The sequence below is a fragment of the Flavobacterium labens genome (assembly GCF_048286755.1).
GTDB lineage: Bacteria > Bacteroidota > Bacteroidia > Flavobacteriales > Flavobacteriaceae > Flavobacterium.
Genome location: NZ_JBLVPL010000001.1, coordinates 73,642 through 91,342 on the forward strand (window position 1 = coordinate 73,642; position 17,701 = coordinate 91,342).

Sequence of the window (17,701 nt, forward strand, 5' to 3'; positions counted from 1 at the left end):
CAATATTAAACGGAAACTTAGTGAATTATAACCCATTTACATTAAGTCAATATTGAAGCTGCGAGACATTGTATAAAAAGCTTACTTTATTTGAATTCCGTTTTTTTCAAGTAATTCAAAAAGAGCAATACTATGATTTGGTTCATATTTCTCTACACCACTTTGATACCATTTTTCTATCAAATTCATCTGATGCGAAGTATAACCCTCCGTATCTATGCTTAAACCCAGTAAACCCGACAGAAGAAAATCTTCCAGAACTTTATTATTAACAATGCATTGTGGAATTCCATCACTAATGCATCCGTTCATCCTTTCATAATCTGATCTTCCAGAATCAAATCCAGCAATAAAAGCTTCATTCCTTTTTGCATAATTAAATTCCAGAAATGGATTCAAACCAATTGAGTATCCTTCAAAATAATGTTGTCTATAAGCCGGACTAAATATTTTTTTCATTTCTTTATTGATGTGGTATTTGACAATTATTCACCAAACATATTAACAATATATCAGTAAATACATAAAAATCGTTTAAAGGAAGAAATACTCTTTAAATCACAATACGTGTGACGTTTATCGATTAAAAATTGTCAAATTACAATGAAACACAACTATTATACTCTTGACCAAAAACAAATTATGTATTTAATTTTTCAAAAAAAAATCCCATTCACCGCGGCGAATGGGATTTTAAATTTTATAAATAAACTAATCCTTATTTCAATCCGGCCAAACTATGCTCGATAGTTTCTATTTTAGATAAGGCATCGGCTTCTTTTTGTCTTTCGTTTGACAAAACTTTCTCTGGCGCACCTGCCACAAATTTCTCATTTGCCAGTTTATTTTGAACCGATTTTAAGAAACCTTGCGTATACACTAACTCAGCGGTTAGTTTAGCAATTTCCTCTTCTACATTGATATTTCCTGTTATTGGGATGAAATACTCATTCGATTTTACACGGAAAGACAATGCTCCCTCTACTTTATCCGAAACATATTCTAACGACGTGATGTTCCCTAATTTGGTTATAACCTTATCAAAATAAGTAGAAACTTTATCATTGTTTACAACTTTCAATTCGATTGTGTCTTTAAAAGGAATATTCTTGTCTTTACGAATCGTTCTAATTCCAGAAATTACTTCAATTGTATTTTCGAAATCAGTAATTAGACCTGCATTAAAAGATTTCATTTCAGGCCAAGTCGAAACGATTAATGCTTCTTCTGTAGTTCTTTCAGCAAGAATTTGCCAAATTTCCTCGGTCAAGAACGGCATAAACGGATGCAATAATTTTAGGTTGTTTTCCAGCATTTCTATGGCTTTCGCCAAAGTTACACTGTCAATTGGCTGTTGGTATGCCGGTTTTATCATTTCGAGAAACCAAGAACAGAAATCATCCCAAACCAATTTGTAAATTGCCATCAACGCATCGGAAATTCTGTATTTCTCGAAATTATCTTCGATTTCTAGAAGTGTTTGTTGCAATTTGGCTTCATACCATTCAATCGCTACTTTAGAAGATTCTGGTTGCGGAATGGCATCCGAAACTTCCCAACCTTTTATCAGTTTGAATGCATTCCAAATTTTATTGGTAAACGCTTTTCCTTGGTTACACAACTCTTCATCAAACATGATATCATTTCCTGCAGATGCGCTCAAAAGCAATCCCACGCGAACTCCATCAGCACCAAATTTTTCAATCAAGTCCAAAGGATCTGGAGAATTCCCTAATGATTTAGACATTTTGCGTCTTTGTTTATCACGGACCAAACCAGTCAAATACACGTTTGTAAACGGTTTTTTATCGGTGTATTCATAACCTGCAATAATCATTCTCGCTACCCAGAAAAATAAAATATCCGGACCCGTTACTAAATCATTCGTAGGATAATAGTATTTGAAATCTTCGCTTTCTGGATCCATAATTCCTCCAAAAACAGACATTGGCCACAGCCAAGAAGAAAACCAAGTATCAAGCGCATCAACATCCTGAGTTAAGTCTGAAGTTGTAAGTTGTAAATTGTTGGTTCTTTCTTTCGCTAAAACTAAAGCTTCTTCGATAGATTCAGCAACCACAAAATCTTCTTTTCCATCGCCATAAAAATAAGCTGGAATTTGTTGTCCCCACCATAATTGACGGGAAATATTCCAATCGCGGATATTATTTAACCAATGTGCATACGTATTATTAAAACGTGCAGGATGCAATTTGATTTCACCATCTTCCAAAACGGATTTAATAGCTGGTTTTACCAAATCTTCCATTTTCAAGAACCATTGGTCTGATAAACGAGGTTCTATAACCGCTTTAGTTCTTTCCGAAGTTCCAAATTTGTTTAGGTGAATTTCTGTTTTTGCTAAAGCTCCAATCGTTTCTAATTCTTTGGCAACAGCCTCACGAACCACAAAACGATCTTGTCCTTGATAGTGTAATCCAAAACTATTCAAAGTCGCATCTTCGTTAAAAATATCAATAATTTCCAGATTATGCTTCTCTCCTAGCGCTTTGTCATTCATATCGTGAGCAGGCGTCACTTTTAAACAACCTGTTCCAAATTCGATATCAACATATTCATCTTCGATAATTGGAATAACCCTTCCGCAAATAGGTACAATTGCTTTTTTGCCTTTCAAATGAGCAAAACGTTCATCATTTGGATTAATACAAATTGCGGTATCTCCAAAAATAGTTTCTGGGCGAGTAGTAGCAATAGTCAGGAAATCTTCACTTCCTTCGATTTTATATTTTAGGAAATATAATTTTCCTTGTTGTTCTTCATAAATTACTTCTTCGTCAGACAAAGTCGTTTTAGCTTCGGGATCCCAATTCACCATTCGATACCCTCTATAAATCAGACCTTTGTTGTATAAATTTACAAATGAACGAATTACCGAAGCTGACATATCAGGATCCATTGTAAACTTAGTTCTTTCCCAATCACATGAAGCTCCCAGTTTTTTTAATTGGTCTAGAATTACTCCTCCGTATTTGTCAGTCCATTCCCAAGCATGAGCCAAAAATTCTTCGCGTGTTAAATCATTTTTATTGATTCCTTCAGCTTTTAATTTTGCAACTACCTTAGCTTCAGTAGCAATAGAAGCATGATCTGTTCCTGGAACCCAACAAGCATTGAATCCTTTAAGACGCGCTCTTCTGATTAATACATCCTGAATAGTATTATTCAACATGTGTCCCATGTGCAAAACTCCAGTAACATTAGGCGGAGGAATTACTATGGTATATGGTGTTCTATGGTCTGGTTCTGAGTGAAAATAATTGTTTTTCATCCAGTAGTCATACCACTTGTTTTCAATAGTTTTAGCGTCAAATTGTGCAGGAATTGTCATAAAAAGCAACTGTTAAAACCAAAATTAAACTTTGGTCTGATATTTGTAATTGTAATTGGGAACAAAAGTAAATAATTAAGTACACTATAAAAAGAGAAATAAAAATTTGTACGTTAATTAAAAGAAAGTAAATTTACTAAATGAATTTAAATACAATAAAATGAAAAAAACAATAGCTTTATTCGCATTCGCATTAATCAGCAGTATCGGTTTTGCTCAGAATGGCCCAAAAATTGAATTTGCAGCCAAAGACAATACAATTGATTATGGAAAGGTTACTAAGAATGAAAATGGCTCTCGTGATTTTATCTTTACAAATACAGGTAATGCTCCATTAATTATTACTAATGTACTGTCTACTTGTGGCTGCACGGTTCCTACAAAACCAGATGAACCAATTATGCCAGGGAAAACAGGAAAAATAACTGTGAAATATAATATGGCTCCAGGGCCAATCAGAAAAACGATAACTGTTGAGTCAAATGCAGTAAACTATGAAGGTGGAAGAGTTGCTCTGAAAATTAAAGGAGAAGTTATTTCTAATTAATTTAAGAATCAAAAATAAATTGAAAACGCTTTTGGATACTATTTCCAAAAGCTTTTTTTTTATAAAATATTGTATAATTGAAATCTGAATTTTAAGATTTCGCTTTTACGTTCTATTTCTAGAGTAATCCATTTTTCTTCTTCCTCCTTAAAAAGAGCATTAATTTCTTGCAATGAAAGTTTATGAATGGGATTATTATTAATCAAAATGATTATATCCCCTTTTTGTAATCCTGCGCTAGCTGCGGGAGAATTTTGTCTAACATAGGCAATCTCATAAATAGGTTTTAATTGGAATTTATATTTAAAGTCATCCATAAATACTTTAACATCACCGGACTCATTAAATTTTTTAGATAACGGAACCGTTTCCATTCGTACAGTTTCCTGAACCCACTGTAATCCTTTCTGTTGTATTTCAACTCCACTCTTATTGTAGCTAAAAGGAGCACTATAATCACTATTCTTTTTTAAATATATTTGGTTGTTTTGGTAATCAAAAACAACTGCAAACCGCTTCATAATCTCCCCTCCTACAGATCCTTTTCGATCTGGCACCATATTAACATTCCTAATTGATATAGAATCTGGAAAGGCCACCACAGGATTATTAAATTCAAAATCTCCCATCTCAAATTTTTTAATTATGGCTCTTTTACCTTTTACATCACCACTAAAACCTCTTCCCAAGAAATCTTCAAAATTTTTAGCTGGAACTTTAATCAATTCTGATTGATCTTGAAACAACCATATAGCATCGCTATTCCCTATATCTATCAATAATTTTACAGGAATTTCTTTATTATCCTGAACCACCGTGCTTTTCAAATAGGGCTTGGATTTTTCAACGGAAATAGGAATTGTTTTGTAATTTTTTTCGATTTTTTTTCGATTTTTATCATTGTCTTTGTAAACTATAACTCTCTTTTTCTTGTAATTAACTTCTACTAAATTATTTCGAAAAAAATGATATCCAATAATTCCGTTAACCGGAATTCCAACATGTGACGATAAATTAAATTCAGGATCCAAAATAATATAGAGTATATGATTACTATACTTCATACTATTGAATTCTAGAATATTATTGGTGGATTTTAATCCTTCAACAGCCTCTTGACTTCCTAATCCTTTCAGTAATATTTTTTCGGCATTAAAAAAACGAACTTCTTTTTTATCTTCTAAACTAAATAATATAGTTTCGGCAACACCGGTATCCAATAAAAAATTTAATTCTATTCCATTTACTTTGATAGGCACAAATACTAAATTATTAATCAATTTAAAAGGGACGGTAATTTTATTCACTTTTTTTTCAAACTGAAATCCTTGTTGTGCAACAACAGGGCAAATAAACAGGTAAATGAGAATAATAACTATTATTTTTTTCATTGTTAATCTTTTACATAAAAATACTAAATAAATCATATCAAAAATGCAGATTTAACAATATATACGCTCATTGATTATAATAAATTCGAAAAAAAAATTGCAAATTTGCAATTCAATAATTAAGACTATGCCAAAAATATCAAACAAAGGCAAACAAATGCCGGAATCGCCAATACGAAAATTAGTTCCATACTCCGAAATAGCGAAGAAAAAAGGACATAAAGTATTCCATTTAAACATTGGTCAACCGGATATTAAAACTCCTGAGGTTGCCATGAATGCAGTTAAAAATATTGATTTAACTATATTAGAATACAGTCATTCTGCCGGAAATGAAAGCTATAGAAAAAAATTATCGGCTTATTATATCAATCAAGGGATTTCGGTAAATATTGAAGACATCATTATCACAACTGGTGGATCAGAAGCGCTTATGTTTGCGATGGGAAGCACTATGGATCAAGGAGATGAAATCATTATCCCAGAACCATTTTATGCTAATTACAATGGATTTTCAACAGCGTCAGGCGTTACAGTTGTTCCTGTAATTTCGACTATTGAGACTGGTTTTGCTTTACCGGCAGTAGAAGACTTTGAAAAACTGATTACTCCAAAAACAAAAGCTATCCTTATTTGCAACCCCGGAAATCCAACGGGATATTTATATTCGAAAGAAGAAATTATGCAACTGGCAGCTTTAGTCAAAAAACATGATTTGTTCTTGATTTCTGACGAGGTATATCGTGAGTTTACGTATGATGGTGACATCCATTATTCAGTAATGAATGTTCCCGGACTTGAAGAACACGCTATTATGATTGATTCGGTTTCTAAGAGATACAGTATGTGTGGCGCAAGAATAGGATGTATTGTTTCTAAAAACAAGGAAGTGATGGCTACCGCTATGAAATTTGCACAAGCTAGATTAAGTCCTCCTACTATTGAACAGATTGCAAGTGAAGCAGCTCTTGATACTCCAAAAAGTTATTTTGATGAAGTAATTTCAGAATATAGAGAACGTAGAGATACTTTAATAAGTGAGTTGAATAAAATTGAAGGTGTTATCGTATCAAAACCAAAAGGTGCTTTTTATTGTATTGCACAACTTCCTGTTGACAATGCTGATAATTTTGCACAATGGCTTTTAGAAAGCTATGATTTAAATGGTGAAACTGTAATGGTAGCACCCGCTGCAGGCTTTTATTCTACTCCAGGAATGGGATTAAATCAGGTTCGAATCGCTTATGTTTTGAAGAAAGCTGACTTAATTAGCGCAGTGAGAATCTTAAAAGCAGCAATTCCTGTTTATAATGTATCCTTAACAAAATCATAATTAAACAAGAAATTTTACATTTACCACTAAAGTAAATTGACTTCTATATATAAAGGCAATAACGAACTCGTTATTGCCTTTCTTTTTACTTCTAAAAAAAGAAATGATAAAGGCTCATAGAAACCGATAAAGTAGTCTTAAATAGTGGGAACGATAGAAATTCTTAAATTTTTATTATTTATCTTTACCGCTTAAATATTTATACCAACAATAATAGTTGCTTTTAATGATAAAAAACGAAGAATTTCAAGACGAAATAGGAGATAATCATGTTAGTTTATCCGCAAAAAATCCAGTAAGAGATGATGCTTTTGACATTTCTGATGATGATAAAATTGAAAAAATAAAAAAAGATGTTGAGAGCATTCTAATTACACTTGGAATGGACTTGACTGATGATAGTTTGAAAGGCACGCCCAATCGTGTTGCAAAAATGTTTGTGAAGGAAATTTTTGGAGGTTTAAATCCTGCTAAAAAACCAAAAGCATCTACATTTGATAATAATTATAAATACGGTGAAATGTTAGTTGAAAAAAACATCATCGTTTACTCTACCTGTGAACATCATTTATTACCAATCATAGGAAGAGCTCATGTGGCTTACATTTCTAATGGAACCGTAATTGGATTATCTAAAATGAATCGTATTGTAGAATATTATGCCAAAAGACCTCAGGTGCAGGAGCGTTTGACTATGCAAATTGTTCAGGAATTACAAATCGCTTTGGGTACAGAAGATGTAGCTTGCGTAATTGATGCCAAACACCTTTGTGTGAATTCAAGAGGAATCAGTGATATTGAGAGTAGCACTGTGACATCCGAATTTGGTGGAAAATTTAAAGACAATGTAACTCGCAGAGAGTTTTTGGATTATATCAAATTAGAAACAAAGTTCTAGTCATCTCCCCGACCCTGTCCAAAGGAGAAGGAGCTTGGTCTGGTAAAATCAAAACAAGATTATAACAATTATTAATAACAATTCACATTTCAACTCCCTTCCCTTTGGGGAGGGCTGGGGTGGGGAAAACAATAATCTACAATGCCATTATATAGTAGCCAAACTCTAAAAATATACAATTCTCTTTCTGGAGAAAAAGAAATTTTCACACCAATACATGAAGGAAATGTAGGAATGTACGTTTGTGGACCTACGGTTTATAGCAATGTCCATCTTGGAAATGTGCGAACATTCATGTCCTTTGATGTGATTTTCAGGTATTTTTTGCATTTGGATTACAAAGTGCGCTACGTTCGAAACATTACGGATGTGGGACATATTGTGGATGATGTGGACGAAGGTGAAGATAAAATTGCAAAAAAAGCGCGTTTAGAGCAGCTGGAACCTATGGAAGTGGTACAACGCTATACGGTAGATTTTCATGATATATTGAATGAATTTAACTTTTTACCTCCAAGTATTGAACCAACGGCAACGGGTCATATTATTGAGCAAATTGAAATAATCAAAACTATTATTGACAAAGGAATTGGCTATGAAGCGAATGGATCCGTTTATTTTGATGTGGTAAAATTCAATGAAACCAATCATTATGGACGATTAAGTGGTCGTAACATTGAGGATATGCTTGCCAATACCCGTGATCTAGACGGACAAAGTGACAAAAGAAATCCACAGGATTTTGCACTTTGGAAAAAAGCAGAAGCCCAACATATCATGCGTTGGCCTTCACCATGGAGTGATGGATTCCCAGGATGGCATCTTGAATGCACTGCAATGAGTACGAAATATTTAGGCAATCATTTTGATATTCACGGTGGCGGAATGGATTTAAAATTCCCGCATCATGAGTGCGAAATTGCACAAAACGAAGCTTGTACTGGTCAAACTCCTGTTAATTATTGGTTACATGCCAATATGTTGACTTTGAACGGTAAAAAAATGGCGAAATCTACGGGAAATAACATTTTACCGCGAGAAATATTGACTGGTGACAACACCATTTTGAGTAAAGCCTTTTCAGCATCGGTAGCCCGATTCTTTATGTTACAAGCGCATTATAGAAGCATTCTTGATTTTTCTGACGATGCAATTGTAGCAGCAGAAAAAGGATACAAACGATTGATGGAAGCATTGAATTCATTAAAAGATATCACTGCTGACGCAAAAAGCACTATTGCTATTTCGGCATGGAAACAATTATGTTACGATGCCATGAATGATGATTTCAATACGCCAATTTTAATTGCTCAGTTATTTGAAGGTGTTCGTTTTATCAATTTATTGAAAGACGGGAAAGAGACATTGAATGCTGAGGACTTAAAATCTTTTGAAAAAGCAATGAACAGTTTTGTTTTTGAAGTACTAGGATTGGAAGATGAAAAAGTTTCGGATAGCAGTAATGACAAATTAGAAGGAACTGTAAATATGCTTATTGAAATGAGAAAACAAGCTCGTGACAATAAGAATTTTGCATTATCAGACCAAATTAGGGATCAATTGATTGCATTGGGAATTCAGTTGAAAGACGGAAAAGAAGGAACTACTTTTAGCATTTAGTTTTCCATATCAAGTTGCAGATTAATACCGTGAAATAATTTTGATTAACAAAAATGAAGTTTTAAATTTTAATACTAAAGTCATGTTGTCAAAAATAATTGTTTACCCTTTTTTGCTATTGGTTCGGTTTTATCAAGTTGCTATTTCCCCTTTTACACCTGCAGCTTGTAGATTTGAGCCTACTTGCTCTTCGTATATGATTGAAGCATTACAAACCCATGGCTTATTTTATGGTGGATTTTTAGGAATGAAACGTATTTTGAGTTGCAATCCTTGGGGAAAAACGGGTTACGATCCTGTTCCCAAAAAAGTATGTAATCATAAACATTAACTTTTTTTAAATACGAAATTTTACTTTAAATCTTTATTTTTACGATTAATAAACAAATTTAACACTAAATGACACACGCTTTAAACATCGTTTGGAATCCATCAGAAGGAATCGATTTAGGCTTTTTTATCATTAGATATTACAGCTTAATGTTTGTAATTGCTTTTGGATTAGGCTGGTACATCATGAAACATATATTTGAACGTGAAGGAGAATCTATAGAAAAATTAGATTCTTTGTTTATCTGGACTGTACTTGCCACTTTGATTGGCGCTCGTTTAGGACACGTTTTCTTTTATGATTGGGAATATTACCGCAATCATTTATTGGAAATCATTTTGCCTTTCCGTTTTTCTCCAAATTTTGAATTTACCGGTTACCAAGGTTTAGCGAGTCATGGCGCAGCTATTTCTATAATAATTGCCATGTATTTTTACAGTAAAAACATCTTGAAAAGACCACAAATGTGGATTTTAGACCGAGTGGTAATTCCTGTAGCCAGTGGAGCTATTTTTGTTAGATTAGGAAATTTTTTCAATTCGGAAATTATAGGTCATGAGACCACCTCTTCATTTGGAATAAAATTTATCAAAGATCATTTCAGCCCAATGGATGCTGTAAACGCTACACAAATAGCGAATCCTAAAGATGCCTATACAGCAATAGCAACCGACCCAAAATTTGCCTCATTGCTGGAGCAGGTTCCAGTAAGACACCCTACTCAATTGTACGAAGCATTTTGCTATATTTTTGTTTTTGCAATTTTATTTTTCTTGTATTGGAAAACTGAAAAAAGAAACAAAACAGGATATATATTTGGTATGTTTCTAGTGCTTTTATTTTCTGTACGTTTTGTAGTGGAATCGGTTAAGGAAAGCCAAGGTGGCTTTGAAAGTGCTTTGGGATTATTTTCTACAGGACAATGGCTAAGTATTCCTTTTATACTTATAGGATTGTATTTTATTTTTACTGCAGAAAAACCGCTTAAAATTTAACACCCTATTTATTTAATAAAAGAGCTCCCGCATTGTGGGAGCTTTTTTATTTTATCTTTTTAATGAGAAATGGGATTTGAATTTTTTAGGAATATCTTGTTCTGTGTATTCAATACTGAACCAATAATCATTGGCCGGCATAGGCTGTCCAATATATGTTCCGTCCCATCCCGTACCATTTGGAAAAATTTCTTTTAAAAATTTACCATGACGATCAAATATTAGAATTCTAGAATTTAATTGGTCTTCTAAAGTAAAAACATTCCAAGTATCATTAAACCCATCAGCATTTGGCGTAAAAAACTTAGGGTAATTAATTACTAAAACATTACTTCTAGTTATTGGCAGACTACAGCCATTTTTATCTTTAACCGTAATGGAATGAGTTCCTAAAGAAACATATTCAAAAACCGGACTTTCCTGAAATGGTCCATCGTCTAATTGATACAAATAATCTCCAGTACCTGTAGCGATAACAGTCACCACTTGATTTTTCGCAAAAGCCTCTGAAACTGTCCATTCCACATCAAAAAGAGTATTTGAAGGATTCACAGTTACATTAATTGTTTGAGAAGTGGCACATTGATTTGAATTTGGAGAAAAAACATAAGCACCACTAGACATATTGTTTACAATTGCGGGTGACCAAGTTCCTGAAATTCCATTTGGAGAAGTAGTATTTAAAATAGGCGTCAAACCTCCCATACAGATTGAAAAATTAGAAAAATTAGGTTGAACAAGAGGTGTAACCGTTACTGCTAATGTCTGGTTATTTGCACATTCTGAGGCATTTGGTGTAAAAACATAGCTTCCGCTAGTTGTATTACTAATTGTTGATGGCAACCATGTTCCTGTGATTCCATTAGGAGATGTTGTTGCTAATATTGGCGCAGTAGATCCTGAACAAAAAGGAGCAATTGCCGGGAAATTAGGTGTTCCTTTTTGTATAATCGTGACATTTAATGTTAGTGTAGTCGCACATTGATTTGGATTTGGGGTAAACACATAACTTCTGCTAACAGTATTACTAACCGTTGATGGAGCCCATGTTCCAACAATACCATTTGGAGAAGTATTAGTCAAAAGAGGAGAAGTAGTTCCAGAACAAAACGGTGGTATACTTGCAAAATCTGGCGTAACAACGGGTACAATATTTATAGTAACTCTAGTCAGCGTAGATGAAGTACATTGACCTGCGTTAGGAGTAAAAGTATAAGTAACTGGACCCAGAACTGCCGTATTAACTGAAACTGGGCTCCAAGTACCTGAAACAACCGGTGTGTTATTTGAACTTGTTGGCAAGATTGGTGCAGTCGCATTTTGACAAACAGTCGTTGGAATACCAGTAAAAGTTGGTGTAACTAATGGCGTAACGATTACATTCAAAGTTTGTGTGGTGGCACATGGGAATAAAGTTGAATTTGGTGTAAACACATAACTCCCGCTGGCAGTATTACTTATTATTGCTGGCGCCCAAGTTCCTGTAATTCCATTTGGAGATGTTGGACCTAATATTGGTGCTGGTGATCCGTTGCAAAAAGGAGCTATAGCAGGGAAATTAGGAGTTTTTATATTAGCTGGAATACATGTTGTTGTACAAGTTACAGTTTCAGGAGTCACACAAACCTTTGCTCCTATAGCAGTAATAGTAAACGCTACTGTTTGTTTTTCATTCAAACCTGAAACTGTAAAATTAGAAGGAGCTGTATGAGTTCCTGTAACTGGTGCTCCTCCATCAACCGTATAACTATATGTAAAACTAGATTGACCTGTATTTGCAAAATCAAATTTAATAGAATTAGGTGTTACTGTTTGACAGTATAAATCTAATTTTTGGTTAACATAAACATATATTTCAGTTCGAGGAGTACTCTCAACACCTCCAATTATTTGAGTTACATAATATGTAAGCGGAATAGGACTCGCAGTTGCAGTTGTTAGCGGAGTTGGAGCAGTAGTAGAAAAACTCCCGCCAGAAGCTGTTGTATACCACCTCAATATACCTCCTCCAGAAGGTGTTGCAGCTAAAGGAGCTGCAGTTTCATTCAAACAATAATACAAGAATTGAGGATTTGGAGTTGGAGCTGCAGTTTGTGCCAATATACTAGACCCAAGAAACAAATTAACAAAAAAAATAAAAACGAAATACTTAATAAATTTTTCCATTATTAGTTAGGTTTTAATTTCATCAAAAAAGTAGTGAGCTTTAACAAATATTTAGTAAATATATAAATTTTATACCTCCATAATATATAACTTCATAAATATTAATAGATTATGCATTACACAGTAAATTCAGCAGTAATTCTATATAGAGAATGAAAAACCAAAATCAATATTTTTAGTATTATAACCTGAATTTAAACTTTGTAATCCAGCATTGGAAACATGACGAAAATTAGGTCTTATGTCAAATATTATTTTATTTATTTTAAAAGTGAAGCCAATAGCTAGCACATCCGAAAAAGCAAAACCTTTTGATAATCGCTCTGTTTCTGTATCAGTAAACAGAGGTCCAACACTTCCTAAAACATAAATACTCGCAGTTTTAGAAATTGGTTTTCTCATCAAAAATCCAATATTCAAGACATATTCTTTTATATCTTTTAGCTTCGTGTATCTTTCCCTTTTTTCAATGTAATTGGGATCATCAGGTTGCACAAAATAAAAATTCAAAAGTTGGTGCTTCGCAAAGTTTAGCTCAGGTTGCACCAAGATCTCATACTCAAAGTTTTTTGTTTGTTTTATTGTATAGTATAATTGTAGTTTATAATAACTATTGGTATAGGTATAATCGCTATTTTTCAATTCATTGCCAAAACCATAATCAAAGCCTAATTTTACTTTACTCAATGTATCTTGAGCATAAAATGTCTTAGAACTAAATACAATAATCAAAAGGAAAACTATTTTTTTACACATGAAATTTATTTTTGACCCAATATATTTCCTTACCATTAAATTACAAATAAAAACTGAAAATTGTCATTACGAATTAAAAAAAAAGAGATTCAACTAACGCTGAATCTCTTTTTTAAAATTTATATAAAAAGCTTTTTAGCTTTCTTGATGAGCTTTTTCTACCTTATTTTTATCTTCTTTAGATATTGTATCTACAAGTACTGGAGTTGCAATAAACAATGAAGAATAAGTTCCTACGATAATACCTACTAACATAGCAAATATAAATCCTCTGATCGATTCCCCACCAAAAACGAACATGATTAATAAAACCACGATCATAGTTAATGAAGTATTGATTGTTCTGGACATTGTTGTATTAATTGACTGATTTACAATATCTGAGAAAGACCCTTTAGTTTTACCTGCTAAAAACTCTCTCACCCTGTCAAATACAATAACGGTATCATTCATCGAATATCCAATAACAGTAAGAATCGCAGCGATAAAATGCTGATCGATTTCCATACCAAAAGGCATGAATTTGTAGCATAAAGAGTAAATACCTAATACAAATATAACATCATGTGCAATTGCTGCAATAGCTCCTAAACTGTATTGCCACTTTCTGTAACTGATCATTAAATATAAAAATACAATAGCCATCGCTCCAAGAACCGCCCAATATGCATTAGTCTTAATGTCCTCTGCTACGGTTGGACCAACTTTAGAAGCTTGTAAAACTCCTAATTTTTTACCATCATAAGAATTTACAAACTTATCATAAGTCATATCAGCTGAAAAATGCTGTTTTAAAGTAGCAAACAACAATTTATTTACTTCTTCATCTGCTTTAATTCCTGGCTCTTGAACTTTAAATTTTGTTGTTATCTTTAATTGATTATCATTCCCAAAAACTTTTACTTCAGCACTTCCATCAAAAACTTTAGCTAATTCCGCTTTTACAGTTTCTGTTTCAATTGGTTTTTCAAAACGTACTTGGAATGTTCTTCCTCCTACAAAATCAACTCCTTCATCCAGACCATTTGTTGCTAATGAAATAACACTAATAATAACAACAATACTAGAGAACAGATAAGTCCATTTTTTTACTCCTAAGAAATCAAAATGAAAGTTATTAAACATATTCTTAGAGAAATTTGTAACAAACGTCAAATCATTCTTTTTGCTTATGTTCCAATCAATGAAGATTCGTGCAATAAAAATTGAAGTAAATAATGACGTTACGATACCAATTAATAAGGTAGTAGCAAAACCTTTAATTGGTCCTGAACCAAAAATAAACAATACTGCTCCAGTTAAAATATGTGTAACATTCGCATCAGTGATAGATGACATTGCACCTCTCCAACTATAAGAAGTTTTAACAGCTTCTTCTAGTGTTTTACCCGCACGTAATTCTTCTTTTGCTCTTTCGTAAATAATGATATTCGCATCAACTGCTGTTCCCATTGTTAAAACGATACCGGCAATACCTGGCAATGTAAGAACTGCTCCTATACTTGCTAAAATTCCGAATAAGAAAAGTAAGTTAACCGCTAATGCAACATTAGCATACCAACCTGCTTTACCATAATAAATCATCATCCAAAGTGATACTAAAAGTAATCCTATCAAAGCAGAGTTAGTACCGTTATCAATTGCTTCTTGACCTAAGGATGGACCTACCACTTCTGATTGAACAATATCTGCAGCAGCAGGAAGTTTACCTGCTCTTAACACATTCGCTAAATCTTTAGTTTCTGTAATATCAAAAGCTCCAGAAATTTCAGATCTACCACCTGAAATAGGACCTGTAGAAACTCCCGGTGCAGAATAAACCACATCATCAAGAACTATAGCTATATTACTTTTTTGAGTATACGCTCTACCTGTTAATTCTTCCCAAGCTTTTGCACCTTGACCGTTCATTTGCATAGAAACAGCCGGTTTACCTGATTGGTCAAATGTATCGCTAGCATCTGTAACCACACCACCACTCATTGAAGGCACATTGTCTCTGTTTCCTTTTAAAGCATATAACTCTACAGCATCAATATCTTTTGCTTTAGCATCTTTAATTATCATTGGCTTACCCCAAACGAATTTTGCATAACGTTGGTCTCCTGACAATAACACTCTAATATCAGCTCTTTTCAAATATCCATTTACAACAGCAGTATCTTTTGGAGAGAAAAGCCCTAAAACTGGACCTCCACCTTGACCAATAATTTTATCAAACAAAGGATTTTCTCCTTTTTTAGTAGCCGTTGAATCTTTAGTATCCGTAAGCAATGCACTTAAAGAATCTTTTACAACTGGTTTTACTTCAGTAATTTTGATTTCAGTTTTTTTCAATGACTCATTTGCAGCCATTAAAAAGTTACCAATTTCGTCAATTTTATAAGTTTCCCAAAACTGCAATTGAGCTGTACTTGATAATAATTTTTTAGCACGATCCACATCTTTTGCACCAGGAAGTTCAACAAGAATTTGACCTGAATTTCCTAATTTTTGAATATTAGGTTGTGTTACACCAAATTGATCGATACGTTTTCTTAAAACGCCAAAAGCACTTTCTACAGATTCATCAACTTTTCTTTTGATTACTTTTTTAACTTCTGAATCTGTCATTTGAAAATCAACACCACCTTCACCTTGCAAACTTCTGTTTGCGAAAATATCAGGAGACGCTAATTTTACAGTTCCTTTTGAATTTGCTTCAAAAGCATCAAAAAACTTATCTAAATACGATTTATTCCCTTGTAAATCTGCAGTGGCATCAGCCAAAGACTTATTGAAAACTGGGTTTTTAGAATTATTCGATAATCCTTTTAAAATGTCTTTTACAGATATTTGAAGTATAACATTGATACCACCTTCTAAGTCAAGACCTTTATTGATTTGTTTGTCACTAACTTCATTGAATGTAAAATCGGTAAAACCAAGATTAAATACTTTTTCTTTACCAATAGAATCTAAATATTTTACTTCTTTTTCAGGATTTCCACCTGCAAAAGATTTTGCATCACTTTTTACTTTGCTTGCGACAAAAGTGAAAGAAAGTTGGTAAATACTTACCAATGCAAATAGAATTGCGAAAAATTTAATAAGTCCTTTATTCTGCATTATTACTAAAAATTAATTATTTTTTATTTATTTATTTTTGCTTTAAACCTTATAGAATAAGACTTGACATCGATTTTTTAAATTCAAAAAAGAATATCTCGAACTACATCATTTTTTTAAACCGAGCAAATATATAATTAACGTTAAGATTAACCAATTTATTTATTAATTAATCTCAAGAAAAAGACTGCATATTAGCAGTCTTCCTTATTATATATGTAATTTTTTATGCTAAAATCGATTTTAAGGCATCATTCATTTGTCTAACAGCATCTGCACTTTTAGCAAACAAGGCTTTTTCTTGTTCATTGAGGTTAATATCAAGAATTTCTTCCACTCCATTTTTACCAATAATACAAGGAACTCCAATACAGATATCATCTTGACCGTATTCTCCTTCAACAAAAACAGAACAAGCAATCATTTTCTTTTGGTCATTCAAAATACTATCAACCAAGAAAGCAACTGAAGCTCCTGGAGCATACCAAGCTGATGTTCCTAAAAGCCCCGTAAGTGTAGCACCACCAACCATAGTATCTGCAGCTACTTTTTTCAATTCTTCTTCCGATAGAAATTGAGAAATCGGAATTCCATTATAAGAAGCCAATCTAGTTAAAGGAATCATAGTAGTATCACCATGCCCCCCGATAACCATAGCTGAAATATCATTAGCTGGTTTGTCTAAAGCTAAAGACAAATACGTTCTGAAACGTGAGCTGTCCAATGCTCCTCCCATACCTATTATTCTATTTTTTGGCAATCCAGTAGATTTCAATGCTAAATAAGTCATTGTATCCATAGGATTAGAAACTACAACTATTATAGTATCCGGAGAATGTTTCAATACATTTTCAGCAACCGTTTTCACGATTCCCGCATTAATACCTATTAATTCTTCCCGAGTCATTCCTGGTTTTCTTGGAATCCCTGATGTAATAACAACTACATCACTTCCAGCGGTTTTAGAATAATCATTGGTAACGCCTGATACTTTGGTATTAAAACCCGTATTAGTAGCGCATTGCATAATATCCAAAGCTTTACCTTCAGCAAAACCTTCTCTGATATCTAACAACACTACTTCGCTGGCAATTCCTCTATAAGAAATTACATCTGCACAGGTTGCACCTACATTTCCTGCTCCTACAATGGTAACTTTCATATTTTAAAGTTTATTCGGTTATTAGTTAATTTCTGTGGTTAA

General features: G+C 33.2%; 13 protein-coding genes. 6 read left to right on the plus strand and 7 right to left on the minus strand.

What is annotated here, in order from left to right:
* Positions 1-81: 81 nt before the first annotated feature.
* Entirely contained in the window at positions 82-459 is a 378-nt protein-coding gene (locus ACNQF8_RS00290) for a hypothetical protein (protein WP_315207064.1), read from the minus strand.
* Positions 460-718: 259 nt separating this feature from the next.
* On the minus strand, positions 719-3,352 hold the full coding sequence (locus ACNQF8_RS00295; RefSeq protein WP_417953413.1) for a valine--tRNA ligase: 2,634 nt from the start codon (positions 3,350-3,352) through the stop codon (positions 719-721).
* A gap of 160 nt (positions 3,353-3,512) precedes the next feature.
* Here ACNQF8_RS00295 and ACNQF8_RS00300 point away from each other — a divergent pair, with 160 nt between their 5' ends.
* On the plus strand, positions 3,513-3,899 hold the full coding sequence (locus ACNQF8_RS00300; RefSeq protein WP_099714653.1) for a DUF1573 domain-containing protein: 387 nt from the start codon (positions 3,513-3,515) through the stop codon (positions 3,897-3,899).
* Between the two features lie 59 nt (positions 3,900-3,958).
* On the opposite strand, the gene ACNQF8_RS00305 is transcribed toward ACNQF8_RS00300, so the two are convergent.
* Entirely contained in the window at positions 3,959-5,290 is a 1,332-nt protein-coding gene (locus ACNQF8_RS00305) for a PDZ domain-containing protein (RefSeq protein WP_417953414.1), read from the minus strand.
* 127 nt (positions 5,291-5,417) lie between these two features.
* Between ACNQF8_RS00305 and ACNQF8_RS00310 the strand changes: the two genes are divergently transcribed.
* The 5 genes from ACNQF8_RS00310 to lgt all read left to right on the plus strand — a co-directional run bounded on the left by ACNQF8_RS00310 (position 5,418) and on the right by lgt (position 10,467).
* Complete coding sequence (locus ACNQF8_RS00310) at positions 5,418-6,623, plus strand: pyridoxal phosphate-dependent aminotransferase (protein ID WP_417953415.1); 1,206 nt, start codon at positions 5,418-5,420, stop codon at positions 6,621-6,623.
* Positions 6,624-6,849: 226 nt separating this feature from the next.
* Positions 6,850-7,521 (plus strand): GTP cyclohydrolase I FolE, encoded by a 672-nt coding sequence (gene folE, locus ACNQF8_RS00315; RefSeq protein WP_315207078.1) that lies wholly within the window; start codon positions 6,850-6,852, stop codon positions 7,519-7,521.
* Between the two features lie 141 nt (positions 7,522-7,662).
* On the plus strand, positions 7,663-9,141 hold the full coding sequence (gene cysS, locus ACNQF8_RS00320; RefSeq protein ID WP_417950319.1) for a cysteine--tRNA ligase: 1,479 nt from the start codon (positions 7,663-7,665) through the stop codon (positions 9,139-9,141).
* A gap of 82 nt (positions 9,142-9,223) precedes the next feature.
* Positions 9,224-9,472, plus strand: coding sequence for a membrane protein insertion efficiency factor YidD (gene yidD, locus ACNQF8_RS00325; protein WP_417950320.1), 249 nt, complete (start codon positions 9,224-9,226; stop codon positions 9,470-9,472).
* A 68-nt stretch (positions 9,473-9,540) separates the two neighbouring features.
* Positions 9,541-10,467, plus strand: a complete 927-nt coding sequence (gene lgt / locus ACNQF8_RS00330; RefSeq protein WP_417950321.1) for a prolipoprotein diacylglyceryl transferase — start codon at positions 9,541-9,543, stop codon at positions 10,465-10,467.
* A 51-nt stretch (positions 10,468-10,518) separates the two neighbouring features.
* Here lgt and ACNQF8_RS00335 read toward each other — a convergent pair whose 3' ends face one another.
* The 4 genes from ACNQF8_RS00335 to mdh form a co-directional block, all read right to left on the minus strand.
* Positions 10,519-12,633 carry a T9SS type B sorting domain-containing protein gene (locus tag ACNQF8_RS00335; protein WP_417953416.1) on the minus strand — a complete coding sequence of 705 codons (2,115 nt, stop codon included), beginning with the start codon at positions 12,631-12,633 and terminating at the stop codon, positions 10,519-10,521.
* A 141-nt stretch (positions 12,634-12,774) separates the two neighbouring features.
* Positions 12,775-13,389, minus strand: coding sequence for an acyloxyacyl hydrolase (locus tag ACNQF8_RS00340; RefSeq protein WP_417950323.1), 615 nt, complete (start codon positions 13,387-13,389; stop codon positions 12,775-12,777).
* Between the two features lie 135 nt (positions 13,390-13,524).
* Positions 13,525-16,497, minus strand: a complete 2,973-nt coding sequence (secDF, locus tag ACNQF8_RS00345) for a protein translocase subunit SecDF (RefSeq protein ID WP_417953417.1) — start codon at positions 16,495-16,497, stop codon at positions 13,525-13,527.
* 226 nt (positions 16,498-16,723) lie between these two features.
* Complete coding sequence (gene mdh, locus ACNQF8_RS00350) at positions 16,724-17,659, minus strand: malate dehydrogenase (protein WP_417953418.1); 936 nt, start codon at positions 17,657-17,659, stop codon at positions 16,724-16,726.
* Positions 17,660-17,701: the final 42 nt, after the last annotated feature.

Bases quoted from the DNA above. Each gene is read 5' to 3' on its own strand.
- ACNQF8_RS00290 (WP_315207064.1), bottom strand. From the start codon at position 459: ATGAAAAAAATATTTAGTCCGGCTTATAGACAACATTATTTTGAAGGA.
- ACNQF8_RS00295 (WP_417953413.1), bottom strand. From the start codon at position 3,352: ATGACAATTCCTGCACAATTTGACGCTAAAACTATTGAAAACAAGTGG.
- ACNQF8_RS00300 (WP_099714653.1), top strand. From the start codon at position 3,513: ATGAAAAAAACAATAGCTTTATTCGCATTCGCATTAATCAGCAGTATC.
- ACNQF8_RS00305 (WP_417953414.1), bottom strand. From the start codon at position 5,290: ATGAAAAAAATAATAGTTATTATTCTCATTTACCTGTTTATTTGCCCT.
- ACNQF8_RS00310 (WP_417953415.1), top strand. From the start codon at position 5,418: ATGCCAAAAATATCAAACAAAGGCAAACAAATGCCGGAATCGCCAATA.
- folE (WP_315207078.1), top strand. From the start codon at position 6,850: ATGATAAAAAACGAAGAATTTCAAGACGAAATAGGAGATAATCATGTT.
- cysS (WP_417950319.1), top strand. From the start codon at position 7,663: ATGCCATTATATAGTAGCCAAACTCTAAAAATATACAATTCTCTTTCT.
- yidD (WP_417950320.1), top strand. From the start codon at position 9,224: ATGTTGTCAAAAATAATTGTTTACCCTTTTTTGCTATTGGTTCGGTTT.
- lgt (WP_417950321.1), top strand. From the start codon at position 9,541: ATGACACACGCTTTAAACATCGTTTGGAATCCATCAGAAGGAATCGAT.
- ACNQF8_RS00335 (WP_417953416.1), bottom strand. From the start codon at position 12,633: ATGGAAAAATTTATTAAGTATTTCGTTTTTATTTTTTTTGTTAATTTG.
- ACNQF8_RS00340 (WP_417950323.1), bottom strand. From the start codon at position 13,389: ATGTGTAAAAAAATAGTTTTCCTTTTGATTATTGTATTTAGTTCTAAG.
- secDF (WP_417953417.1), bottom strand. From the start codon at position 16,497: ATGCAGAATAAAGGACTTATTAAATTTTTCGCAATTCTATTTGCATTG.
- mdh (WP_417953418.1), bottom strand. From the start codon at position 17,659: ATGAAAGTTACCATTGTAGGAGCAGGAAATGTAGGTGCAACCTGTGCA.